This window comes from Streptomyces sp. NBC_01520, from assembly GCF_045040375.1.
Taxonomy (GTDB): Bacteria; Actinomycetota; Actinomycetes; order Streptomycetales; family Streptomycetaceae; genus Streptomyces.
This window is the reverse complement of sequence record NZ_CP109404.1, coordinates 2,341,161-2,364,768: the sequence shown is the minus strand read 5'-3', so window position 1 is coordinate 2,364,768 and position 23,608 is coordinate 2,341,161. Positions and strand designations below refer to the sequence as shown.

At 73.0% G+C, this 23,608-nt stretch carries 21 protein-coding genes, 1 pseudogene and 1 riboswitch; of the genes and pseudogenes, 9 read left to right on the top strand and 13 right to left on the bottom strand.

The genetic code is table 11. The annotated features are described in order from the left end of the window. Positions 1 to 103: 103 nt before the first annotated feature. A riboswitch (cobalamin riboswitch) is annotated at positions 104 to 227 on the bottom strand. A 208-nt stretch (positions 228 to 435) separates the two neighbouring features. Continuing rightward, the gene (locus tag OG524_RS10735; RefSeq protein WP_405391147.1) at positions 436 to 900 is read left to right on the top strand and encodes a hypothetical protein; all 465 of its coding nucleotides are present in this window, start codon (positions 436 to 438) and stop codon (positions 898 to 900) included. Here OG524_RS10735 and OG524_RS10730 read toward each other — a convergent pair. Further along, a complete protein-coding gene (locus OG524_RS10730) occupies positions 882 to 2,363 on the bottom strand; it encodes a PHB depolymerase family esterase (protein WP_405391148.1) in 1,482 nt (493 codons plus the stop codon). The two genes, OG524_RS10735 and OG524_RS10730, sit on opposite strands and share 19 nt — an antisense overlap. Before the next feature lie 269 nt (positions 2,364 to 2,632). On the opposite strand from OG524_RS10730, the gene OG524_RS10725 reads away from it, so the two are divergent. Further along, complete coding sequence (locus tag OG524_RS10725; protein ID WP_405391149.1) at positions 2,633 to 3,427, top strand: 3-hydroxybutyrate dehydrogenase; 795 nt, start codon at positions 2,633 to 2,635, stop codon at positions 3,425 to 3,427. A gap of 35 nt (positions 3,428 to 3,462) precedes the next feature. Beyond that, positions 3,463 to 5,436 (top strand): helix-turn-helix domain-containing protein, encoded by a 1,974-nt coding sequence (locus OG524_RS10720; RefSeq protein ID WP_405391150.1) that lies wholly within the window; start codon positions 3,463 to 3,465, stop codon positions 5,434 to 5,436. A 52-nt stretch (positions 5,437 to 5,488) separates the two neighbouring features. Here OG524_RS10720 and OG524_RS10715 read toward each other — a convergent pair whose 3' ends face one another. From OG524_RS10715 to OG524_RS10685, 7 genes are all read right to left on the bottom strand, one after another. Then, complete coding sequence (locus OG524_RS10715) at positions 5,489 to 6,379, bottom strand: alpha/beta fold hydrolase (protein ID WP_405391151.1); 891 nt, start codon at positions 6,377 to 6,379, stop codon at positions 5,489 to 5,491. Then, positions 6,376 to 7,482: a branched-chain amino acid ABC transporter permease gene (locus tag OG524_RS10710; RefSeq protein ID WP_405391152.1), complete on the bottom strand. Its 1,107-nt coding sequence runs from the start codon at positions 7,480 to 7,482 to the stop codon at positions 6,376 to 6,378. The genes OG524_RS10715 and OG524_RS10710 overlap by 4 nt, the downstream gene beginning before the upstream one ends. Next, entirely contained in the window at positions 7,479 to 8,366 is an 888-nt protein-coding gene (locus OG524_RS10705; RefSeq protein WP_405809991.1) for a branched-chain amino acid ABC transporter permease, read from the bottom strand. Before OG524_RS10705 ends, OG524_RS10710 begins: the two co-directional genes overlap by 4 nt. Continuing rightward, positions 8,366 to 9,115, bottom strand: a complete 750-nt coding sequence (locus tag OG524_RS10700) for an ABC transporter ATP-binding protein (protein ID WP_405391154.1) — start codon at positions 9,113 to 9,115, stop codon at positions 8,366 to 8,368. Before OG524_RS10700 ends, OG524_RS10705 begins: the two co-directional genes overlap by 1 nt. Then, positions 9,112 to 9,900 carry an ABC transporter ATP-binding protein gene (locus OG524_RS10695; RefSeq protein ID WP_405809989.1) on the bottom strand — a complete coding sequence of 263 codons (789 nt, stop codon included), beginning with the start codon at positions 9,898 to 9,900 and terminating at the stop codon, positions 9,112 to 9,114. The genes OG524_RS10700 and OG524_RS10695 overlap by 4 nt, the downstream gene beginning before the upstream one ends. 3 nt (positions 9,901 to 9,903) lie before the next feature. Beyond that, positions 9,904 to 11,133, bottom strand: coding sequence for a substrate-binding domain-containing protein (locus OG524_RS10690; protein WP_405391156.1), 1,230 nt, complete (start codon positions 11,131 to 11,133; stop codon positions 9,904 to 9,906). A gap of 139 nt (positions 11,134 to 11,272) precedes the next feature. After that, complete coding sequence (locus tag OG524_RS10685) at positions 11,273 to 11,917, bottom strand: TetR family transcriptional regulator (protein ID WP_405809986.1); 645 nt, start codon at positions 11,915 to 11,917, stop codon at positions 11,273 to 11,275. 286 nt (positions 11,918 to 12,203) lie between these two features. Here OG524_RS10685 and OG524_RS10680 point away from each other — a divergent pair, with 286 nt between their 5' ends. The 3 genes from OG524_RS10680 to OG524_RS10670 all read left to right on the top strand — a co-directional run bounded on the left by OG524_RS10680 (position 12,204) and on the right by OG524_RS10670 (position 15,401). Further along, entirely contained in the window at positions 12,204 to 13,517 is a 1,314-nt protein-coding gene (locus OG524_RS10680) for a glycosyltransferase family 4 protein (RefSeq protein ID WP_405391158.1), read from the top strand. A gap of 67 nt (positions 13,518 to 13,584) precedes the next feature. Further along, the gene (locus OG524_RS10675) at positions 13,585 to 14,316 is read left to right on the top strand and encodes a class I SAM-dependent methyltransferase (RefSeq protein WP_405809984.1); all 732 of its coding nucleotides are present in this window, start codon (positions 13,585 to 13,587) and stop codon (positions 14,314 to 14,316) included. Continuing rightward, positions 14,313 to 15,401: a prenyltransferase gene (locus tag OG524_RS10670; RefSeq protein WP_405391160.1), complete on the top strand. Its 1,089-nt coding sequence runs from the start codon at positions 14,313 to 14,315 to the stop codon at positions 15,399 to 15,401. Before OG524_RS10675 ends, OG524_RS10670 begins: the two co-directional genes overlap by 4 nt. On the opposite strand, the gene OG524_RS10665 is transcribed toward OG524_RS10670, so the two are convergent. After that, the gene (locus OG524_RS10665; protein ID WP_405391161.1) at positions 15,398 to 15,691 is read right to left on the bottom strand and encodes a hypothetical protein; all 294 of its coding nucleotides are present in this window, start codon (positions 15,689 to 15,691) and stop codon (positions 15,398 to 15,400) included. The two genes, OG524_RS10670 and OG524_RS10665, sit on opposite strands and share 4 nt — an antisense overlap. Positions 15,692 to 15,831: 140 nt before the next feature. On the opposite strand from OG524_RS10665, the pseudogene OG524_RS10660 reads away from it, so the two are divergent. Together OG524_RS10660 and OG524_RS10655 are read left to right on the top strand one after the other, a co-directional pair. Beyond that, a pseudogene (locus OG524_RS10660) lies at positions 15,832 to 16,382 on the top strand (hypothetical protein). Positions 16,383 to 16,422: 40 nt separating this feature from the next. Next, positions 16,423 to 17,202, top strand: a complete 780-nt coding sequence (locus OG524_RS10655; protein WP_405809981.1) for a maleylpyruvate isomerase family mycothiol-dependent enzyme — start codon at positions 16,423 to 16,425, stop codon at positions 17,200 to 17,202. A 63-nt stretch (positions 17,203 to 17,265) separates the two neighbouring features. On the opposite strand, the gene OG524_RS10650 is transcribed toward OG524_RS10655, so the two are convergent. From OG524_RS10650 to OG524_RS10635, 4 genes are all read right to left on the bottom strand, one after another. After that, positions 17,266 to 18,108 carry a DUF5336 domain-containing protein gene (locus tag OG524_RS10650; RefSeq protein ID WP_405391164.1) on the bottom strand — a complete coding sequence of 281 codons (843 nt, stop codon included), beginning with the start codon at positions 18,106 to 18,108 and terminating at the stop codon, positions 17,266 to 17,268. A 185-nt stretch (positions 18,109 to 18,293) separates the two neighbouring features. Continuing rightward, positions 18,294 to 19,229, bottom strand: a complete 936-nt coding sequence (locus tag OG524_RS10645) for an N-acetylmuramoyl-L-alanine amidase (RefSeq protein ID WP_405391165.1) — start codon at positions 19,227 to 19,229, stop codon at positions 18,294 to 18,296. Between the two features lie 9 nt (positions 19,230 to 19,238). Beyond that, positions 19,239 to 19,838 (bottom strand): class I SAM-dependent methyltransferase, encoded by a 600-nt coding sequence (locus tag OG524_RS10640; protein ID WP_405393244.1) that lies wholly within the window; start codon positions 19,836 to 19,838, stop codon positions 19,239 to 19,241. A 173-nt stretch (positions 19,839 to 20,011) separates the two neighbouring features. Then, entirely contained in the window at positions 20,012 to 21,592 is a 1,581-nt protein-coding gene (locus OG524_RS10635) for an MFS transporter (RefSeq protein WP_405809979.1), read from the bottom strand. Positions 21,593 to 21,861: 269 nt separating this feature from the next. On the opposite strand from OG524_RS10635, the gene OG524_RS10630 reads away from it, so the two are divergent. Continuing rightward, positions 21,862 to 23,349, top strand: a complete 1,488-nt coding sequence (locus OG524_RS10630) for an MFS transporter (RefSeq protein WP_405391167.1) — start codon at positions 21,862 to 21,864, stop codon at positions 23,347 to 23,349. The last annotated feature ends 259 nt before the right edge of the window (positions 23,350 to 23,608 follow it).

Here is a 23,608-nt window from a genome sequence, read left to right as displayed (position 1 = left end):
GGGCTGGGCCTCTCCTGCGAGGACCGGGCTCGGGCACACGGATGCACCGGGCTCCGGCCCCGTATACCTCGACGGTGCCGGCCACCGGGGTTCCGGTGGCACGAGCCGGTCACGCTCACGCACGGGGCATTCCGGCTGACCGTCCCTGGGGACGGATGACGGCTGCGGGCCAGCGCCGGATTCGCACCGGCTTCCCCCCGTACGGGCATGATGACGACCCGTTCACTCTACCGGGGCGCTCCACGCCCTCCCCGGGCGCACGGCGACGGGACCGGCCGCGATCCCGGGGAAAGGGCTTCCCAGCAGGTCAAAGCCCGTGCGAAACTCCGGCGGGGGATCAAACGGGCGGGCGCCCGTGGACAGGAACGACCGGGGCGGGAAGCACCAGTGCGTACAAGAGGAACGGCGGCAGCGGCCGCCGCGGTGAGCGCATTCATGACGGTGACCGCGGGCTGCGGTCCCGTCGGCGAGGAGGGGGCCGCGCCGAAACCGTCGCCCGTGCCCACCGTGGCGTTCACCAAGGAGACGGTGACCGGCGAGATAGCCGCCGTCGCCGGGACCGCGGGACTTCCCGCCGGTGACACCTCCACGGCCGGTCTGCCCGCGGGCGACTGGCAGGAGTGCATCGCCCCCTGGATGGGCGACGCGCCGGCCGCGGGGGCGGCCGACGCCTTCGAGGCGGCCGTGCGGCAACTGCGCCAGCGGGACTGGGAGATCGTCTCCAGCCACGCGGAGCAGGACGTCACCTTCCGCACCCTCGCCAAGCGGGGCTGGAAGGTGTACGCCCGGCACTACGCGATGGCGGGCTTCGGCACGGAGCAGATCGTGTCGCTCACCGCGGTCGAGGACGGCTGCGAACTGCCCGAGGAGATCAGGGGCGACTACGAGGACCCGGCCTGACAGCCGGAGTCGGCGATCACGAAGTGGCCCGTCGGTGACTCCCTGAGCGTGTGCGTGACGAACACGTTGTACAGGCCCATGTTCTGCCCGGAGCCGTTCGCGTAGACGTACCCGCCCGAGGTGCGGGCCCGTCCCGCCGTCACGTGCGCGTAGTTCGTCGCCTCGACGCACCGGGCGGGTACGGTACCGCCCGTGGTGGTCGCCGTCACCGCCGTCGAGACGGCTCCGACGGTTCCCGAGGAGTCGACCGCCGCCACCGTCCAGCGGTACGCGGTCCCGGCGCCCAGCCCGGTGTCCGTGACCGAGGGCGAGGCCGGTGCGGCCACCTGGGCGCCGTCGCGGTACACCCGGTACGAGGCGGCTCCCGCGACCGCGTCCCACACCAGCGAGGCCGTGCCGTCCGTGACCCCGGTGACCGTCAGACCGGCCGGGGCGGGCAGTCCGTCCTCGCCGCCCGGGGTGTCCCGGTCCAGGCCCCAGAACAGGCCCGTGCGGTACGTCGAGCAGATCGTGTCCAGGAAGTACGCGGCCGTCGACCCGCACTGCCCGTCGCCCGACCCCGGGTCCACGGCCAGGCCGTGCCCCATGCCGGAGACCGAGAACGTCTCCACGGCCGGCTGCCCGGACGCGTCCTCGTACACGCTCCGGGTCGTGCCGCCGGGCAGGCTCTCCGTGCGGGACGGGGTCTGGCCGATCCCCCAGACGTCGGTCCACTGGTCGCGCAGCGCCGTGGCGTTGGCCGGGTGGACCGTGTAGTCCGAGGTGCCCTGCCAGACCGAGACCCGGGGCCAGGGGCCGGTCCAGCCCGGGTAGGAGGCGCGGACCTTGTCGCCCCACTGGGCGGGCGACAGCTTCTGCGGGCCCGTCTGGCAGCCCGACGCGGCGGCCTGGCTGGTGGCGCACTGCGCGGGCAGCCCGGAGGCCACGGACCCGCCCGCGAACACGTCCGGGTAGGCGGCCAGCAGGTCGGCGGCCATCCCGCCGCCCGCCGACAGTCCGGTGACGTACACCCGGCGGCCGTCGGAGCCGTACGTCTGCTTCGCGTACTCGACCATCTGCGCGACGGACGCGGCCTCCCCCCGGCCCCGGGTGCTCTCGGCCGGGTCGAACCAGCCGAAGCAGGACAGCGGGTTGTTCGCCGACGTCGTCTGCGGGAAGACGACGTCGAAGCCCCACAGGTCGGCGTACTGCGGCCAGCCCGAGTGGGAGTAGTAGGCGTCGGCGGACTGTGCGCAGCCGTGCAGCGCGACGACGAGGGGCGCGCCCGCCGGCACGTCGTCGGGCGTGTAGGCGTACATCTGCAGACTGCCGGGATTCGAGCCGAAGCCCGTGACCTGCCGCAGACCGGCGGCGGCCGTGGCCGGCGGGGCGGCCAGAGCGGTACCGGGGGCCGGGGCGAGCAGGATCAGGACGGCGGCGGACGCGATGCGGCGGAGCAGGCGTCGGAGGGTCGGTGGGCGCACGGTGGGGCCTCCCTGGTCGGGTCGGGCGTGCGGACTTACCGGCCGGAAACTATTGGCCGGGGAGCGCCCCGCCCATGTGACAGACGGACATCCGCCGATTCCCGCTGTGTGCGGCGCTCCTCTTGCGCCCGCCGCGGGCCGGGGAGAACGGCGGGGACCGCCCGCCCGCCGCCCGCCCCGCACCATGTACGCCGCCACCATGGCCCCGCCCGAGGGTGTGTGCACCGACCCCGTGTGATGCGGGCGGTGACGTCCTTACGGTGACGCCCATGCAGACTTCCCGGACCCCGGACCACGCACCCCCCACACCGCCCGCAGACCGGTTCCTGGCCGGACGCACCGCCCTGGTCACCGGTGCGGCGAGCGGTATCGGACTGGCCTGCGCCCAGGCGCTCGCCGCCGCGGGCGCCCATGTCCACGTGGTGGACAAGGCCGCAGACGCGGCGAAGGACCTGGCCGAGCGGATCGGCGGAACGGCCTGGGTGGCCGACCTCTCCATGGCCGAGGCGGTGGAAGCGCTCCCCGCCGACGCGGACATCGTGGTCAACAACGCGGGGCTGCAGCATGTGGCACCGGTGCACGACTTCCCGCCGGAGCGCTTCACACTGATCCACCGGGTGATGGTGGAAGCCCCGTTCCGCATCTTGCGCCGGACGCTCCCCGGCATGTACGAACGCGGCTGGGGGCGTGTCGTCAACATCTCGTCCGTGCACGGGCTGCGCGCCAGCCCCTACAAGTCGGCCTACGTGTCGGCCAAGCACGCACTGGAGGGACTCAGCAAGGTGGTCGCACTCGAAGCGGCGGAGCACGGGGTGACCAGCAACTGCGTCAGCCCCGGCTACGTCCGCACCCCCCTGGTCGAGAACCAGATCGCCGACCAGGCCCGCAGCCACGGCATCTCGGAACAGGAGGTGGTCGGTCGGGTGATGCTGGAGCGCAGCGCCGTCAAGCGGCTCATCGAACCCGGTGACGTGGCCGGGGCCGTCCTGTGGCTGTGCGGTCCCGGCACGGGGCACATCACCGGAACCTCCCTCGCGATGGACGGCGGCTGGACCGCCAACTGACCCTCCGCCCGCACCCCGAGAGACGATGGCCGCCCATGTCTGCACCGTCCCCCTCCGCCGCGCTCCTCCTGGCACGCCTCCTCGACCTGCTGGCCGACGACGCCCCCGCCGAGGCGCTCGGCGCCGTCACCTCGGAGGCCAGGGCCGCCGGGGTGCCCGCCGCCGACCTGGCCGAGGTGGAGCGGGCGGCCGCCACCGCCCTGCGGATCAGGGGCGCCCTGCGCCAGCACCGGCGCCGCGAGCTCCAGCTCACCGCCCTCTTCGACACCGCGGGCGACCTGGCGGCCTCCCGGGACCTGGACGACGTGCTGAAGGCCATCGTGCGCCGGGCCAGGATGCTGCTGGGTACCGACACCGCCTACCTCACGCTCCCCGACGAGGAGGCCGGGGACACCTACATGCGGGTCACCGACGGGTCGGTGTCCGTGCTCTTCCAGCGGCTGCGCCTCGAACTGGGCGAAGGGCTCGGCGGACTGGTGGCACAGACCGCGAGCCCGTACGCGACCCCCGACTACCGCACCGACGACCGCTTCCGCCACACCCGCAACATCAACGCCGGTGTACTGGACGAAGGGCTCGTCGCGATCCTCGGCGTCCCCCTCCTCCTCGGCTCCAGCCGCGGCGGTACGGGAAAGGTCATCGGCGTCCTCTTCGCGGCCGACCGCGCCCCACGCGTCTTCAGCCCCGACGAAGTCGCCCTGCTCTGCTCGCTCGCCGCGCACGCCGCGATCGCGATCGACACCGCGCGGGCCCTGGACGACACCCGGTCGGCCCTCGCGGAACTGGCCGGGGCGAACGCCGAACTGGCCGAGGCCAACGCCGCCGTACGCGCCCACTCGGCCGCCATGCAGCGGGCCGAGGAGGCCCACGACCGGCTCACCGACCTGGTGCTGCGCGGCGGCGACATGAAGGACGTCGCCGTGTCCGTCGCCGGGCTGCTCGACAGCCCTCTGACCGTCCACGACCCGGGCGGGCGCCTGCTGGCCGCCGTACGGCCGGACGGCTCCGGATTCGCCGCCGACAGCTTGGACGCCGGCTGGCTCGCCGGAACCGCCGAGGAGTCCCGCCACGTGGCCCGCGCCGTACACCGCGACGGCCGGTGGATCTGCGCCGTGCTCGCGGGCCAGGAACTCCTCGCCAGCCTGGTCCTGCACCGGGCCGGCCGGCTCGACGACTCCGACCGGCGGCTCTTCGAACGCGCCGGTGTCGTCACCGGTCTGCTCCTGCTGCTGCGCCGCACGGTCGCCGAGACCGAGAACCGGATCCGGGGTGAGCTGATCAGCGACCTGCTCGGCGACCCGGAACGCGACCCGGCCGGACTCGCCGAGCGGGGCCGGCGCCTGGGCGTCGACCTGGACCGGCCGCATCTGCTGCTGGTGGCGGAGGCGGTGGCCCGGGAGAAGCTCGGCGGCGCGGCGATGCGCTACCTCTTCGGCGGGGACATCCACGGGGTCAGCGCCGAACACGCGGGCACGGTCGTGCTGCTGATCGACTGCGGTGACGGCGCCGTGCCCGTCGGCGAGTCCGCCCGGGCGGCGGCCGCACAGCTCGGCCACCTCGTCCAGGCACCCGTCACCGTCGCCGGGACGGGCCCCGCCCGGGGCGCCCGCGAACTCGCCGCCGCCTACGGGGAGGCGGCACGCTGCCTGCGCGCGATGCGGGTCCTGGGGCGCACGGGCGAGGGCGCCTGCGTCGACGAACTCGGCTTCCTCGGGGTGGTGCTCGGCAACGCGAAGGACGTGGACGGCTTCGTCACCGCGGTCCTCGGCCCGCTCCTGCGCTACGACGAACGACGCGGCACGCACCTGGTCCGCACGCTGCGGGCGTACTTCGGGGCGGGCGGCAGCCTGATCCGGGCCAAGGACGAACTCCACGTCCATGTGAACACGGTGGTGCAGCGCCTGGACCGGATCCAGGTGCTGCTGGGCCGCGACTGGAACGAGCCGGACCGGGCCCTGGAACTGCAACTGGCGTTGCGGCTCCAACTGCTGTCGGGTGATCGGGGCTAGAAGGGCCGGGAAGGCCGGAAGACCCTGGGTCTCCCGGCCGCACGCGGGCCCCTCAGAGGTGGCCGGAGTACTCCAGCAGGCTGTCGGCGACCAGGGCGGAGCCCCGTTCACCCGTGAGTACCGTGTAGTGGTTGACGCCGCCGATCCGGACCGCCCGGACCTTCGTGCCGGGCAGACCGGCCCTGGCCAGCCTCGCCTCGTCGTACAGCCCCTGCTCCTCGTTCATCAGGCCGCGTTCCGCCCACAGCAGCGTCGTCGGCCCGGCGAGCGCGTGCACGGCCGACAGCACATCCTGTTCGAACAGGTCCGTCCCGTCCGTGCGGACCGCCTCCAGACGGCAGCTGGAGCGCATCGCGGGTTCCTCACCCGTCAGGTCCCGCTGGATGTACGCGTCGATCTCCGGCGACCACCCGTCGTCCGAGAACGAGGGGTGGGCCTGCCAGAAGTCCCGGTACGCGGCGCGGTCGGGGAACGTCATCGACAGCCGGGCCATGGCCGGGCCGATCACCGCCGTGATCAGCTCGTCCGCGGACAGATGGGTGGGCGCCGGGAAGCCGAACCCGCCGTCGACCAGCACCAGCGGGCCGAAGCGGCCCGGGTGCCGTACGGCGGCCAGCGCCGCCACGAAGGCACCCATCGAGTGGCCGGCCAGCACCACCCGGTCCAGCCCGAGCGCGTCGGCCAGCGCCGCCGCGTCGTCCGCGTGCGCGGCGATGCCGTACGGCCCGGGCAGCGCGGCGCTGGCCGCCCGGCCGCGCAGGTCCGGGGCGACCAGGGTGGCCCGGCCGGCCAGCTGCCGGGCCACCGGGCCCCAGGACAGCGCGTTGGCGGTGATGCCGTGCAGGGCCAGGACCACCGGAGCGCCGGGGTCCCGGGCCGGCCAGCGCAGCGCGGCGAGTTCCCCGCCGGTCACGGGGACGCGTATCTCTTCGTACGGGGTCATGCGTTCTCCTTGCGGGTTCCGCGCAGACGGGACGGCAGGCGGGCCAGGCCGCCGGGCAGTACGTGTACCACGACCACGAACAGCGCCCCGAGCAGGAACAGGGGCTGGGAGAGCGGCACCCTCAGGACGGCGGGCAGATCGGCCACCGCCCCCGATCCCGCGAGATCGCCGAGCCGGTGGTCCGCCCAGGCGTAGAGGATGCCGCCGACCATCGGCCCCCAGCGGGTGCCGGAGCCGCCCAGCACCACCATCACGAGAAGGGCCAGGGTGAAGTCCGAGGTCGTCGTCTGCGGGGTGGAGCCGCCGGTGAGGAGGAGGTGGACGAGCCCGCCGACCGCCGCCAGACCACCGGCCAGCACGAAGGCCGTCAGCTTGAAGCCGTACGGCTTCAGCCCCAGCACCTCCACCCGGCGCTCGTTCTCCTTGATGCCCTCCCAGACCCGGCCGGTGGGGGAGCGGACCGCCCAGTGGACGACACCGAGGGTCAGGACGAGGTAGGCGAGGGTGATCCAGTACAGGTTCGCGGTGTTGCCGATGCCGACCACCCAGGACGGCAGCAGCTCCGCCGGGGCCGCCCGGCCCTCCTCGCCGCCGGTGAAGCCACCGGGGTTGCGGGCGACGACGATCGAGCCGGCCTGCGCGAAGGCCAGCGTCACCATGGTGAAGCCGATGCCGGTGACCCGCAGGCTCACCGCCCCCAGGACCAGGGCGAGCGCGATCCCGGAGCAGAGACCCAGGGCGGCGGCCGCGGCGAACGGCAGGCCCGCCTCCAGCAGGAACGTGTTGGTGGCGTAGCTGCCCACCGCGAAGTACAGGGCGTGCCCGAAGGAGAGGAGCCCTGTACGGCCCAGCAGCAGGTCGTAGCCGGTCGCCAGGGCGCCGAACAGCAGGCAGGTGGCGAGGAGTTGAAGGCTTCCCGGGCTGCCGAGCGGCCCTTCCAGCAAGCCGGGCAGGGGGAGCGCGCTGAACGGTGCGGTGATCAGGAGGACCAGTACGGCGGCGGGCCACCAGCGCAGCAGCCGGGCCGTGTTGCCCGGGGCCCGTGCGGGGGAGGGCGCGGGCGTCCCCTCCGTACGGTCGTGTGTCTCCGTGGCGGTACTCACGCGAGCCTCCCGGTCAGTCCGCGCGGCCTGACGAGCAGCAGCGCGGCGAGCATGACGACGACGGCCAGGTCGCCGAGGCCCGCCGCGGTGTAGTAGTTGGCGAACTGCTGGACCAGGCCGATGACGACGGCGGCCACCGCGGCCCCGGTCACCGAGCCCATGCCGCCGGTGACCACCACGACGAACGCGAAGATCAGCAGCGAGGTGCCCTGCCGGGGGTCGACGGAGCCGAAGTACAGCCCGCCGAGGGCTCCGCCGAGCGCGGCGACCGAGCCGCCGATGGCGAAGACGAGGGTGAACGCCTTGCGGACGTCTATGCCCAGCGCGGTCACCATCGCCCGGTCCTCGACCCCGGCCCGCACGACCAGACCGTGCCGGGTCCGGCCGAGGAACAGGTGCAGGACGACGAGGACGACGGCCGCCGCCGCGATCAGGACCAGCCGGTTCACCGGCACGTCGGCGCCCAGCAGCGCGAAGGTGCCGGAGAGCGCCTCGGGCCCGGGGAAGGTCCGGGCGTCCGATCCCCAGATCCCGGAGAGCAGCGCGGGCACCGCCAGCGCCACGCCGACCGTGGCGAGGATCTGCTCGCGCGGCCGGGTGTACAGCGGGCGCACGACTCCGAGTTCCAGCACCACGGCGGCGAGGGTGCCCACCGCCGTGCCGAACAGGACGGCGAGGACGAAGCCCCAGCCGCCCGGGCCCGCGCCGGGAAGATTCCCGGAGGCCGCCCACCAGGTGCCGTAGGCGCCGATGGAGAGCAGCGCCCCGTGGGCGAAGTTGAGCACGTCCATCAGGCCGAAGATCAGCGAGAGTCCGGACGCGACGAGGAAGTAGAGCGCACCCAGGCCGAGGCCCGTCATGGTGAGCAGCACGATGGTGGACATCAGGAATCCGCCTCCGCGGGATGTGTGGTGAGCGAGCCCGGTCCCACGCCGAGCAGCCGGCGGGTCGCCTCCGCGTCGCCCAGCAGCCCGTCCGCCGTGCCCTGATGGGCCGTCCGGCCGTCGGCGAGCACCGCACAGTGCGCCGCGAGGCGGCGTACGACGGCGAGGTTCTGCTCGACGAGGAGCACGGGGACCGCCTCGGCCGCCCGTTCCAGCACCTGGGCGACCTCGGTGACCACCTTGGGTGCCAGGCCCTTGGTGGGCTCGTCGGCGATGATCAGCCGGTTGCCGTTGAGCAGGGTCCGGCCGATGGCCACCATCTGCTGCTGTCCGCCGGACAGGGTCCCGGCCTGCTGACGGGCGCGCTGCCTCAGTTCGGGGAAGAGCTCGTGGACGAGGGCGTACGCGGGCTCGCCCGCCCCGCGGCGTTCGGCCAGGCGCAGGTTCTCCGCCACCGTCAGGCCCGCGAAGACACCGCGGTCCTCGGGGGCGTAGCCGATGCCCCGCCGGATCAGTGTGTGGGTGGGCAGCGTCACGGTCTCCTCGCCGTCGAACCGCACGCTCCCGGTGCGCGGGACGAGGCCGAGGATGCCGCGTACGGTCGTGGTCTTCCCGGCGCCGTTGCGGCCGAGCAGCGCGGTCACCCCGCGGGGTGCCACGTCCAGGTCCACACCGTGCAGGATGTGCCTGCCGCCGATCAGGACCCGCAGCCCGCGGACGGCGAGAAGCGTCTTCGGCCCGGCTGTCACAGGCCCTCCCCGAGGTAGGCCTGCTGGACGACGGGGTCGGCGGTCACTGCCTGAGGGGTGTCCAGGGCGAGCAGCCGGCCGTGGTGCATCACGGCGAGCCGGTCGGCGAGGCCCAGCAGGACGTCCATGTGGTGCTCGACCATGAGGACGGTACGGCCCTCGTCGCGGTGCAGGGTGCGGATGAGTTCGGTGAGCGCGGGGACCTCCTCGGCGCTCACCCCGGCCATCGGTTCGTCGAGCAGCATCAGCCGGGGCTCGCCCACGAGCAGCACGGCGAGTTCCAGCTTGCGCTTCTCGCCGTGGGAGAGCTCCGCGGCCGTGGCCCCGGCGCGATGGCCGAGGCCGGTGCGTTCCAGCACACCGGTCACCTCGGCGGTGTAGCGGGACGCGCGCCGCCACAGCCGGTACGAGCCGCCGTGGCGGGCCTGCGCGGCCAGCCGGACGTGCTCGGCCACGGTCATCTGCGGCCAGAGGCTGGAGGTCTGGAACGTCCGGCCGATGCCGCGCCGGGCGCGGATGTGCACGGGCAGGTCGGTCAGGTCCGCGCCGTCCAGGGCGAGGGTGCCGTCGGTGGGCAGGCTGATCCCGCTGATGAGGTTGAACAGGGAGGTCTTGCCCGCGCCGTTGGGGCCGATGAAGGCCAGGAACTCGCCCTCGCGGACGCTCAGGGAGACGTCCTGGAGGATGGTCGCCCCGCCGATGCTCCAGCCGAGACCGTCCAGCCGGAGCACGGGGGCGTCCGTACACGCCCCCGTGCCGTGCGCGGTGGTGGTGTGTGCGGTCACCGGTCAGCCCGCCGAGGGCGTGACGGGCGGTGCCACGTCGTTCATCGGCCGGGCGCCCACCAGCTCGGGCTCGGCGGCGGCGCCCTGCCCGTTCAGCTTGGCCTCGAACATCGGCTGCACCAGTGCGTGGTCCTCGGCCCGGACCTGTGTCTCGCCCTTCACCCCGTCGAACTTCCAGCCCTCCAGGGCCTTCACCATGGCGGCCGTGTCGGTGGGGCTGCCTTCCTCGACGGCCCGCACGATCATCTGTGCCGCGGTGAAACCGTCCGTGGAGAACAGGTCGGGTGTGCCGCCCGCCTTCGTGATGCCGTCGATCATGGCCTTCTCCACGGCGTTGCCACCGCCCGCGCCGGGGAAGTAGTGCGCGAGGAACGAGACCTTGGTGCCGGCGGCTCCGAACACCGGGTACGAGGCCGTCCCGGCCAGCCCGGTGACGACCCTGCTCGCCGTCAGCACACCCTGCTGGTCCAGCGCGGTCCACAGGGCGGGGGCCGTCGCACCGGCCCAGGCGACGAAGACCAGGTCGGGCCCGCCCGACTTGACCTGCCGGGCGAACGGGGTCAGGTCCGTGGCGCTGGGCGGTGCGAGGACGGAGTCCACCTTCGCGCCCTCGGCACCGAGCACCGCCTCGACGGCCGCGACGTTGGCCTGGCCGAACGTCGAGTCCTGGGCGAGGACGGTGACCTTCTTGCCCTCGGGGTCTCCGAGCATCGTGCCCGCCGTGAGGATGTCCTGGTAGGACTGCCGGCCGGAGCGGAAGGTGTACTCGTTGATCCCGGTCACGGCGTCCGTGGCGGCCGGGCCGTTGACGTACAGCACCTTGTTCTGGGCGGCCAGCGGGGCCATCTGGAGGGCGACGCCGGAGTCGGTGGTGCCCGCCAGCACCTTGTAGCCCTTGCCGATCAGGTTCTTCGCGGCGGAGACCGCCTTGCCCGGGTCACCGGCGTCGTCGTGCTCGGAGACCACGATGGGGTGGCCGTCGACCTCGCCGGTGCCCTGGGTGGCGTAGTCGAGGCCCGCGATGAATCCGTCGCGGTACTGCTTGCCGTACGCGGCGAGCAGTCCGGTGCGGGAGTAGACCAGGCCCACCTTGACGGCCTCGTCCTCGCCGGAGCCGGATTCGCCGCCGGCCTGCCCGGCGGCGGTACACCCCGCCAGGAGGATGCCGGCGGTGGCGAGCACGGCCGCTGTCAGGGTTCTGTGCTGGACGGTGCCTACAGCTCTGCGACGCATGGGACCGGCTCCTCGGCATGGTTCGGGTGACGTGGGCCGAACCGTATGAACACCGTGGCGCCGTCGACATGGTGCAGGGCACCTCACCTGACGGGGGTGTGGTGTGAGCACCGCACATGGGCCCCGGGCCCATGTCCTCTCAGACCGCCGGCGCGTCCACGGATCCGTCCGTGTCCCCGTCCCCGCTCCCGTGCGCCGGGCCGATCAGCCCGCAGACCGTCTCGATGTCCCGCTCCACCTGCCCGATCGACTCCCGCCCCGACAGCCAGGTGATCAGCGCCGAGTGCCAGGTGTGCTCGATGACGCGGACCACGGACAGCTGCTCCTGGGTGGGGTCCTCCAGCTCCATCGCGTCCAGGATGATCGCCGTCGTGAGCCGGGAGACGGCGTCCACCTCGGGGCTCACCCCGCGGTCCGCGAACGTCAGCGCCCGCACCATCGCGTCCGCCAGGTGCGGCTCCCGCTGGAGCGCGCGGAAGGCCCGCAGCAGTGTCTCGGCGACCCGCCGGGCGGCGTCGTCCCCGGAGGGCGGACGTCTGCGGAGCGTGAGCTGCAGATGCTGGAGCTGGTCCTGCATGACGGCCACCAGCAGATGGATCTTGGAGGGGAAGTAGCGGTACAGCGTGCCCAGGGCGACCCCGGCGGCGTCCGCCACCTCGCGCATCTGCACGGCCTCGAAACCGCCCCGGCCGGCCAGCTGGGCACCGGCCTGCAGGATGCGGCGCCGACGAGCCTCCTGACGTTCCGTCAGGGGGGATGCCGCCGCTCTGGCTTCCGCTGTCATCTGTCCCCGTCCAAGGCTTCCGTCCGCACCGGTATCCGCACCGGCGTCCGCGTCGCGGTCCGTGCCGAAGAAGGGGAACCCGTTCCCTGTCCGGCCGGGTGCCGTCTCCCGGGCGCGCACAGCATGCCAGGGGGGCCGCCGTGGCGCGAATCACCTGATCCGGCCGTCACCACCGACCTACCTGCCGGTAGATTCGATGCTTGTTGAACGAACAAGTCTGAAACTTGTTCTAGATTAGCGCGACCGGTTACGCTCCGGCGAACACGCAGTGAGAAGGGGGCCGAGTGTGACCGCTGAGGCCATAGAGACAGGCCCCTTCGCGGGCGGCGGCGCGTCGGACACCGACGGTGACCGGCCGTTGCGCATCGCACTCCTCACCTACAAGGGCAACCCCTTCTGCGGCGGCCAGGGCGTCTACGTGCGCCACCTCGGCCGCGAGCTGGCCCGGCTGGGACACAGCGTCGAGGTGATAGGCGCCCAGCCCTACCCCGTACTCGACGAGGGCGTCCCGCTCACCGAACTGCCCAGCCTCGACCTGTACCGGCAGCCCGACCCGTTCCGCACGCCGGGACGCGGCGAGTACCGCGACTGGATCGACCTCGCCGAGGTCGCCACCATGTGGACCGGCGGTTTCCCCGAGCCCCTCACCTTCAGCCTGCGGGCCCGGCGCCATCTCCTCGCCCGACACGGCGACTTCGACGTCGTGCACGACAACCAGACACTCGGCTACGGCCTGCTCGGCGACCTCGGTGCACCCCTGGTCACCACGATCCACCACCCCATCACCGTCGACCGGCAACTGGACCTGGACGCAGCGGAGTCCGCCCGCCGCCGGCTCTCCGTACGCCGCTGGTACGGCTTCACCCGCATGCAGAAGCGCGTCGCCCGCCGGCTGCCGTCCGTCCTCACCGTCTCCGCCTCCTCCCAGCAGGAGATCGTCGAGCACCTCGGGGTACGCCCGGACCGTGTCCGGGTCGTGCACATCGGGGCCGACACCGACCTGTGGTCGCCCGACCCCTCCGTCGCCGAGGTGCCCGGCCGCATCGTCACCACCTCCAGCGCCGACGTCCCGCTGAAGGGCCTCGTCCACCTCGTCGAGGCACTCGCCAAGCTCCGTACGGAGAACCCGCGGGCGCACCTCGTCGTCGTCGGCAAGCGGGCCGAGGACGGGCCCGTCGCCCAGGCCATCGAGCGGTACGGACTCCAGGACGCCGTCGAGTTCGTCAAGGGCATCAGCGACGCCGAACTCGTCGACCTGGTCCGCAGCGCCCAGATCTCCTGCGTCCCCTCGCTCTACGAGGGCTTCTCGCTGCCCGCCGCCGAGGCGATGGCCACCGGCACACCGCTCGTCGCCACCACCGGCGGCGCGATCCCCGAGGTCACCGGCCCGGACGGCGAGACCTGCCTCGCAGTCCCGCCCGGCGACGCCGACGCCCTGGCCGCCGCGCTCGGCCGGCTGCTCGGCGACGCGGACCTGCGCACCCGCCTCGGCTCGGCCGGCCGCGACCGCGTGCTGGCCCGATTCACCTGGGCCAGGGCGGCCGTCGGTACCGTCGAGCTGTACCGTCAGGCGATCGCCGCCCGGGGCGTCCGCAGGTGACCGCCCCCGTCGCTCCCTGAACCCGCATCTCCCGAACCCGTACCTCCGACCTCGAAGGCAGGCCCCCGTGCTGACCGTCGACTTCACCCGCTTCCCGCTCGCCGCAGGCGACCGGGTGCTCGATCTGGGCTGCGGCGCCGGCCGTCACGCGTTCGAGTGCTACCGGCGCGGCGCCCAGGTGGTGGCACTCGACCGGAACGCCGAGGAGATCCGCGAGGTCGCGAAGTGGTTCGCCGCGATGAAGGAGGCCGGAGAGGCCCCCGAGGGCGCGACCGCCACCGCCATGGAGGGCGACGCGCTCAACCTGCCGTTCCCCGACGAGTCGTTCGACGTCGTCATCATCTCCGAGGTCATGGAGCACATCCCCGACGACAAGGGTGTGCTCGCCGAGATGGTCCGTGTGCTCAGGCCCGGCGGCCGGATCGCGATCACCGTGCCCCGCTACGGCCCCGAGAAGGTCTGCTGGACGCTCTCCGACGCGTACCACGAGGTCGAGGGCGGGCACATCCGGATCTACAAGGCCGACGAACTCCTCGGCAAGATCCGCGGCGCCGGACTCAAGCCCTACGGCACCCACCACGCGCACGCCCTGCACAGCCCCTACTGGTGGCTCAAGTGCGCCTTCGGCGTCGACAACGACGCAGCGCTGCCGGTGCGCGCCTACCACAAGCTGCTGGTCTGGGACATCATGAAGAAGCCCATGGCCACCCGGGTCGCCGAGCAGCTCCTCAACCCGGTCGTCGGCAAGAGCTTCGTGGCGTACGCGACCAAGCCGCACCTCCCCAGGACCGAGGCGTGAGCACTCCCGAGCGGACCGAGCACCTCGTCCTGCCCGGAGTCCTCACCGCCGAGCAGGCCGCCGAGACCGTGGCCGCGCTGCGCGCCGTGCAGCGCGAGGACGGGGCACTGCCCTGGTTCCGCGGCCACCACCTCGACCCGTGGGACCACACCGAGGCCGCCATGGCCCTGGACGCGGCCGGCGAACACGAGGCCGCCGCCCGCGCCTACGCCTGGCTGGCCCGCCACCAGAACGAGGACGGCTCCTGGTACGCCGCCTACCACGACGGCGACGCCGAGCAGCCCACCGACCTCGGCCGCGAGACCAACTTCTGCGCCTACGTGGCCGTCGGCGTCTGGCACCACTACCTCGCCACCGGCGACGACGCGTTCGCCGACCGCATGTGGCCGACCGTCTACGCCGCGATCGAGTTCGTGCTGCGGCTCCAGCAGCCCGGCGGTGAGATCGGCTGGAAGCGCGAGGCCGACGGAACCCCCGTCACCGACGCGCTGCTGACCGGCTCCTCCTCCGTCCACCACGCCCTGCGCTGCGCCCTGGCCCTCGCGGAGGAACGCGAGGAACCACAGCCCGACTGGGAACTCGCGACCGGAGCACTCGGCCACGCGATCCGCAGCCACCCCGAACGCTTCCTGGACAAGAGCCGCTACTCGATGGACTGGTACTACCCGGTCCTCGGCGGCGCGGTCACGGGGCCGGCCGCCACCAGGCGCATCGACGAGGGCTGGGACAGCTTTGTCGTCCCCGGCCTCGGCGTGCGCTGCGTGCTGCCCAACCCCTGGGTCACGGGCGGCGAGAGCTGCGAACTGGCCCTGGCCCTCTGGGTGACGGGGGAGTCCGACCGGGCCCTGGAGATCCTGCAGTCCGTCCAGCACCTGCGCGCCGAGGGCGGCATGTACTGGACGGGATACGTCTTCGAGGGCAAGCGGGCCTTCTGGCCGGAGGAGCTCACCACCTGGACGGCGGGTTCGCTGCTGCTCGCGGTGGCCGCGCTCGGGGGGGACGAGGCGACCACCGCGGTCTTCGGCGGCGAACGGCTGCCGGCCGGCCTGGAACCGGACTGCTGCCGGGAGAGGGAAGTCCGCTAGAAGCGGCGGACCCGGCCCGCCACGGCGTGACCGATGAACAGGTAGACGGCCGCGGCCAGACCGTAGCCGGCGACGACCCGCGCCCACGCTTCGTCGAACGTGAACAGGTCGTACGACCAGCCGGCCAGCCAGTGGGCCGAGTCCTGGACGAACTGCACCAGGTCGTTGGCCCGGTTGGCGTCGAGCAGGTACATCAGGATCCACAGGATGATGATGAACGCCATGATGTCCGCGACGACGGCTATGACACGTGCGGCGGTACTGCTTCCTGAGCCTGTTCTGGGAGACATGTTCTCCGGGTTGCCGCTTTACGGTGGGTGAAACCCGTACGGCGTGTGCCGGGTGGCTGCCCGCCCCCGCGCGGGCGAGCCTGGCGGTGAGTGACGGGCAGCGCCACTCACCGTGAAACGCCCGGTCAGGGCGGCCCGCCGTGCCCCGTTCCGTACCGCTCCGCCGGCTCCTCGTGGCGCTGCTGCTGTCCTGCGCGGTCCTCGTGGGAGCAACCGCCTGCGGGGCCGGCGGCGGTGACGGCACCGATGCGAGCAGCACCGTGACGCCGAGCCCCACGACGTCGGCCGAGGCGCAGAAGTTCGCCAAGGCGCGGTTCGTGGCAGACGCGGGGCCGGCGGCGGGTGCGGCGTACCGGTGGATCGTGAAGCCGTACCGCGCGGGCAAGTTCAAGAAGGGTGCGGACGGGCGCACGTCCGCGGTCGTCAAGGCGGGCTCGCGGGCGCGTACAACCGGCTCACGGCCGCGGCGGACAACGCCGAGGGCGACCCGCTCCTGTCGAAGGCAGTCGCCCCGCTGACCGCCGGAATCGCCTCGCTCAGGGGACTGGCCACCAAGATCGGCAAGGGTGAGGCGGGCGCCGGGGACGTCGGTGCGTTCGAGAGCGTCATCAACAGCGTCAAGGACGCCGGGAAGAGCGCCGGCGCCGAGGTGAAGGACAAGGTCCCCTCCACCTCCCAGCTGGGCGGATAATCCGATGAGGGTGTGCGGGGGTCCGCACTAGGGTGCGGGGATGACCGCCCTTGCACACGACCGATACTGCGACGAGATCCTGTTCCAGACCGACAGGCTGAGGGAGACCCTCAAGGACGCGGACCTCGCCGCGCGCGTTCCCAGCTGCCCCGACTGGAGCCTGCGCGAGCTCGTCGTCCATGTCGGCGGCGCACACCGCTGGGTGAGCGAGATCGTCCGCACCCGGACCACCGAGGAACTGCCGGACGAGGACGTGCCGGACGCCGACGGCCCTTCCGGTGACGACCCCGCCGCACTCGACGCCTGGCTGGCCGAAGGCGCCGCCGCGACGGCGGCCGCCCTGCGCGAGGCCGGCCCCGACACCGCCCTCTGGACCTGGGCCCGGGAACAGCGCACGGCCTTCTGGGCCCGCCGCATGGCACACGAGACCGCCGTTCACCGCGCGGACGCGACCCTCGCCGCGGGGACCGGCTTCGAGGTGGCCCCCGACATGGCCGCCGACATCATCACCGAATGGCTGGAGATCGTCTCCTTCGCCCAGAGCGAAGGTGACCCGGAGGCGCTCGAACTGCGCGGCGGGGGACGGTCCTTGCACCTGCACGCCACGGACGTGCCGGGCGCGGAATGGCTGATCGAGTTCGGCGAGGACGCATTCACCTGGCGCCACGCGCACGAGAAGGCGACGGTGGCGCTGCGCGGCCCGCTGACCGAACTGATGCTGGCCTTCAACCGCCGCCAGAAGCCGGACGAGGGCGGGCTGGAGGTGCTGGGGGACAGGGGCCTGCTGGACTTCTGGCTGGAGCGCGCCGCTTTCGGCTGAGCACCCGCCGACGACGACGGCCCCCGCCCTGGTGGGCGGGGGCCGTCACACGTGCGGGATGCGTCAGCCGCGCTGGATGCCCGTGGTGTCCTGCAGCACACCACGACGGCCGTCCTGCGTCTGGGCGATCAGCCCGGGACCGCGCTGCTCGACCGCGAGGTACCACGTACCCGGTGCGAGCTCCGCGATCGGGGTCGGGGCGCCGTCCTCGCCGTAGAGCGGGCGCGCGACCGGCACGGCGAACCAGAACGGCGTGAAGTCACCGGCCGGTGCTCCGCCGCCCTGCGAGGCCTGCTGAGCGGCCTGCTGGGGCTCGGCCTGGGCGGGCTGACCGGGCTGGCCCGGCTGACCGGGCTGTGCGCCGTACGGCTGGGGCTGGCCCGGCTGCGCACCGTAGGGCTGCTGCTGGGCGCCGGGGTAGCCGTAGCCCTGGCCGGGCTGCTGGCCGTACGGGGACTGCACCGCCTGCGCGGGACGCGGGGCGCCGACGAGCGGGGCCTTGAGCGCGGGAACCAGCGGGGTGGCCACCGCCCCGCCTGCCAGCACGAGAGTGGCGAGCAGGCCGAGGATCAGACCGGCACCGGCGTCGTTGGCGTCGATGATCGTCCAGAACATGGTCCACAGCGCGAACACGGCGAACGCGGCGCCGAACTGGCCGAGTTCGAAACCAGCGACCTTGCGGCCCGGCATGGCACGGCTCACGATCAGCAGCGCCGCACCGATGATGCCGGCCAGGTAGATGCTCATCAGGAGTGAGAGCGAGTCCCAGGCGTTCGCGCTGTAGCCGGAGCAGTCGACGCCCGAGGGGCAGTCGAAGCCGGAGAGGTCGAGGAAAGAGGCGATGAACAGCACGACCGCTGCTCCGATCACCACGCCGTCGCCTCGAGTGAGGGAGCGGATATTCACGTGAAGGTCCTTAGTCGGTCGTCTCGTCGGGGCGGTCGTCGATGCCGCCTGTACGGCGGGTACGGCGCGAAGCTCGGGGCGGCTCCCCATCGTACGGATGAATCTATCGTCTGCCCGGGCGGGTTGTGTTCCTGCCCGGACCTCGGACGGGTCATCCCCCCAATGTCGCCACTATCACCGCAGAACTATCTCTTCAGATAGCTGCTGACGCCCTCGGCGATGCCGAGGGCCGCCTTCTGGCGCCAGTTCCCGCTCGTGAGCAGGGCGGCGTCCTTCGGATCACGCATATTGCCGCATTCGATGAACACTTTGGGCACGGTCGACAGATTCAGGCCGCCGAGATCCTCGCGGGTGTCCAACCCGGTATTGCCACCGATGTAATTGGAGGGAGCACTTCCGGTAACGCGTACGAAATTGCCCGCGATCCGTTCGCCGAGATCGCGGGAAGGGGCCACGATGGCCGCGGTGTCCGCGGCACCTCCGCGCACCGCGGCGGGAAGGATCACGTGGAAGCCGCGGTTGCCCACCGCGGAACCGTCCGCGTGGACCGAGACGACGGCGTCGGCGCCGGCCTCGTTGCCGATCCGGGCCCGTTCGTCGACGCACGGGCCGAACGGACGGTCGTCGTCCTGCGTGAGGACGACCTTCGCGCCCTCGGCCTCCAGCAGCGTCCGCAGCCGGCGCGACACGTCGAGGGTGAACCGGGCCTCCGCGTAACCGGAGCCGGTGGCGGTTCCCGTGGTGTCGCACTCCTTGCGCCCGGTACCGATGTCCACCTGGCTGTCGATCTCCCGCGTGTGGTCGCGGTTGCGCGGGTTGTGCCCCGGGTCGATCACCACGGTCCGGCCCGTCAACGGCCCCTCGGGCAGCGGCTTTCCGGAAGTGGGCGCGGGGGACGGGCTCTTCGAGGCGGACGGCGGCGACGTCGTCCCGGCCGGGGCGGACGAAGGGGACGAAGAGGCCGCGCCGCTGCCGGGACGCGGTTCGGCCCCGCCGGTCACGCCACCGCCTCCGCAACCGGCCGCGGTCAGGCACACGGATGCCAGGGCCGCCGCGGTGATCAGGGGCCGAACGCGCGCCGCCGGGCGCGAAGTGGGGGGAGGGCTCTCGTCGTCACGCACGCCGCGATGCTATCCGTGGTCCCCGGTCCCCGGTCCCGTACGCCGGAGAACGCGCAGCGAGTCCGTCGCGGAGATCTCGGTGAACTCACCTGAGGCCAGGGCCCGTTGGTGGACGCGGTACGGGGCCTGGCCGCCGTCCGCCGGGTCGGGGAACACGTCGTGGATGACGAGCAGACCGCCGTCGGCGACCTTCGGGGCCCAGCCCTCGTAGTCGCCGCCCGCGTGCTCGTCGGTGTGCCCGCCGTCGATGAAGACGAAGCCGAGCCGCCCGCCCCAGACGGCCGCGACCTGCGGGGACCGCCCGACGAGCGCCACCACGTGCTCCTCCAGTCCCGCCGCGTGCAGGGTCCGGCGGAAGGCCGGCAGCGTGTCCATCAGGCCGACCTCGGGATCCACCACGGACGGGTCGTGGTACTCCCAGCCGGGCTGCTGCTCCTCGCTGCCCCGGTGGTGGTCGACGGTCAGCGCCGTCACCCCGGCCGCGCGGGCGGCGGCGGCCAGCAGGATCGTGGACCGCCCGCAGTAGGTGCCGACCTCCAGCAGCGGAAGTCCGAGTGCGGCGGCCCCGACGGCCGCGGCGTACAGGGCGAGCCCCTCGCGCAGCGGCATGAAGCCCTTGGCGGCCTCGAAGGCGGCGAGGACCTCCGGCTCGGGTGCGACGGCGGGCTCGGCGGTCACGGATTCCTCCAGGGGGTACGGGCGTCGATCGGCGCCCATCGTGCCGTACGCCCCCGCCGGGGATCCCGGCGGGGGCGTACGGCACTGCCGCCCGGACCCGCACGTCAGCGCCGTACGGGCACCTCGGCCGACACTGGTGCCTCGGCCGGCACTGGCACCTCGGCCGGTACGGGCACCTCGGCCGGTACGGGGGCGGAGGCCGCGGCCCGGGCCGCGTCGGCCGCGTCGCCCGCGCTGCTCGCCAGCAGGACCGGGCGCGGGGGCCGTCGTGTCGGCAGGAACGCCGCCAGTACCAGGCCGACGAGCACCGCACCCGTCGCGATCACGAACGAGGTCCGGAAGCCCTCCATGGTGGGTACGTCCACCGACCCCATCCGTACCGAGGTGTTCGCGAGGACCATGCCGATCACCGCGCTCGACAGCGAGGTCCCGATCGACCGCATCAGCGTGTTCAGGCCGTTTGCCGCACCCGTCTCGGACGGGTCGACGGCCCCGACGATAAGCGCGGGCAGCGAGGAGTAGGCGAGCCCGATCCCGGCCCCGAGCACCACCGCGATCACCACGGTCTGCCAGGCGGCGCTCATGAGGCCCAGCCCCGCCCCGTAGCCGATCGCGATGATCAGCATGCCGAGCATCAGGGTGGCCTTCGGGCCGCGGCGGGCCGAGAGACGGGCGTACAGCGGGGCCACGAACATCATGGTCAGGCCCAGCGGCGCCACACACAGTCCGGCCACCACCATCGACCGCCCGAGCCCGTATCCGGTCGACGCCGGCAGCTGGAGCAGCTGCGGCAGGACCAGCGAGACGGCGTAGAAGGCGACCCCGACCATGATCGACACGAGGTTGGTGAGCAGCACCTCGCGGCGGACGCTGGTGCGCAGGTCGACCAGCGGTGCCGAGCTGCGCAGTTCGAACAGCCCCCACAGCACCAGGATCACCACGGACGCCGCGATCAGCCCGAGTGTGGTGGGCGAGGTCCAGCCCCAGTCGCCGCCCTTGGTGACGGGGAGCAGCAGGCAGACGAGCCCGAGCGACAGGCCCAGCGCGCCGACGAGGTCGAAGCGGCCGGGGGCGCGCAGTGTCGACTCCGGAACGACGAGGACCGTCAGCGCCATGGCCAGCACCCCGAGGACCGCCGAGCCGATGAAGAGCGCGTGCCAGTCCGCGTGCTGGGCGACGAGCGCGGCGGCGGGCAGGGCGAGTCCGCCGCCGACGCCTATCGAGGAACTCATCAGGGCCATCGCCGAGCCGAGCTTCTCGCGCGGCAGGACGTCACGCATGATGCCGATGCCGAGCGGGATCGCGCCCATGGCGAAGCCCTGGAGCGCCCGGCCGACGATCATGATCACGAGATCGTCGGTGGAGGCGCAGGCCAGCGAGCCGAACACCATCACGGCGAGGCTGGCGAGCAGCATCCGCCGCTTGCCGAACAGATCACCGAGCCGCCCCATGATCGGGGTCGAGACGGCACCGGCGAGCAGTGTGGCGGTCATCACCCAGGTCGCGTCGGCCGGGCCGGTGTCCAGGAGGACCGGCAGGTCCTTGATGACGGGGACGAGCAGGGTCTGCATCACCGCGACGGTGATTCCCGCGAACGCGAGCACGGGGACGACACCACCGGACCGGCCCGCCTCGCGCGGACCGGAGAGTTCCCCGGGCTGCTGTTCGTTCGTCGTCCGTTGCATACGTGGGGCCTCCGGGCGGGGCAGAGAGGAAGGGGAACGAGCGGGGCGGAGCATGCGGGGCGCGCCGGGAGGGCGGCGCCGACCGCCAAGTGTGTGCACACTGAACGCTTTCGCACGCGCGAGGTATTCCGGCGACACGCGCGAGGTGTTCCGGCGAACGGAGAAGAACGTCCGGCGGTCCGGAACGAGGTCCTACGCCCCTGGACCGAGCCCCGGTCGCGACCCGAAACCGATGTACGGGGCACAGGGTGCCTGCGAGTATGACACCCATGGTTGACGCCCCCACGCCCAAGCGGCTGCCCGCCCGATCGAGGACCCGCACCTGGGCCGTGGTCGCGGCGGCCTGTACCGGCCAGTTCCTGGTCGTCCTCGATGTGTCCGTCGTCAATGTGGCGCTGCCGTCCATGCGCACCGACCTCGCTCTGAGCGGCCCCGGACTGCAATGGGTCGTCAACGCCTACTCCATCGCCTTCGCCGGATTCCTGCTGCTCGGCGGGCGGGCCGCCGACATATACGGCCGCAAGAGGATGTTCCTGATAGGGCTGGGCCTCTTCACCGTGGCCTCACTGGCCGGCGGACTCGCCCAGGAGGGCTGGCAGTTGCTCGCCGCCCGCGCCGCCCAGGGGCTCGGTGCCGCCGTACTCTCCCCGGCGACCCTCACCATCCTCACCGCGGCCGTCCCCGAAGGCCCCGCCCGCACCAAGGCGATCAGCACCTGGATGGCGGTCGGAGCCGGTGGCGGAGCGGCCGGCGGACTCATCGGCGGGGTGCTCACCGACGCCCTCTCCTGGCGGTGGGTCCTGCTCATCAACGTACCCGTCGGCGCGCTCGTCCTGGCCGGAGCCGCACTGTGGCTGGCCGAGGGCCGGGCCGGCGACCGGCGCAGGGTCGACCTGCCGGGCGCGGTGCTCGTCACGGCCGGTCTCGCCGCGGTGGCGTACGGCATCGTGCAGACCGAGGCCTCGGGCTGGGCCGCCTCCGACACGCTCGTCCCGCTGCTCGCCGGCCTGGCGCTGCTGGGCGTCTTCGTCCTGGTGGAGTCGCGGACGGCGGCCCCGCTGATGCCGCTGCGGGTGCTTCGCGTGCGGGCCGTCTCGTCGGCGAACGTGTCGATGCTGCTCATGGGGTCCGCGACGTTCTGCATGTGGTACTTCATGACCGTCTACGCCCAGAACGTGCTGGGCTACACGCCGTTGCAGGCAGGTCTGGCCCTGATGCCGACCTCCGCCGCCGTCGTCCTCGGCTCCAAGACCGCGCCCCGGATCATGGCGCGGACCGGTGCCAGGACCCTGGCCGTCCTCGGCGTCCTGGTCGCCGCCGCCGGCTTCGGCTGGCAGTCGACGATGGGGGTGCACGGCTCGTACCTCACCGCCGTCTGCCTGCCCGGGATCCTGATGATGGCCGGGGCCGGACTCGCCTCCACCCCGCTGGCCACGCTCGCGACGTCCGGTGCGGCACCGGGCGACGCCGGACTCGTCTCCGGACTGGTCAACACCTCCCGCACGATGGGCGGTGCGCTGGGCCTCTCGGTGCTCTCCACGGTCGCGGCGGCCCGCACCGGCGGGTCCACCGGGGCGGCGGAGCTCACCGCCGGCTACGCGCTGGCCTTCCGCACCGCCACCGTCGTGCTGCTGGGCGCGGCCGTGCTGATGCTGCTCTGGCTGCCGGGGCGTACCCGCAGGAGCTCGGAGGAGCCGACCGGTACGCCCGTCCTGGTGAAGCCCGCGACGCAGGCGGCCGTGGGGAGAGAAGCGTAGGGGGCGCGTCGGATCCGGCCGCGGCGGGGCGCCTCGGGCCAGGAGGGCCGGGGGCGCGGGCCGGCCACGGATCGGCGTTCCCGGTCCGGCTGGTCACGCCGACGGCCACGGCGCCACATGACCGACCCGGTGCCGTCGTCGCGCCGTTCCGGCAGGGAACCGAAACCGGTGTGCGGGCACCGGGGCCTTCGTCGTTCCAGGAACAACCCGGTCGTCCGCCAGGCTGAGTGCCCGGCCGTCGCGGGGCTGCACGGGCGCG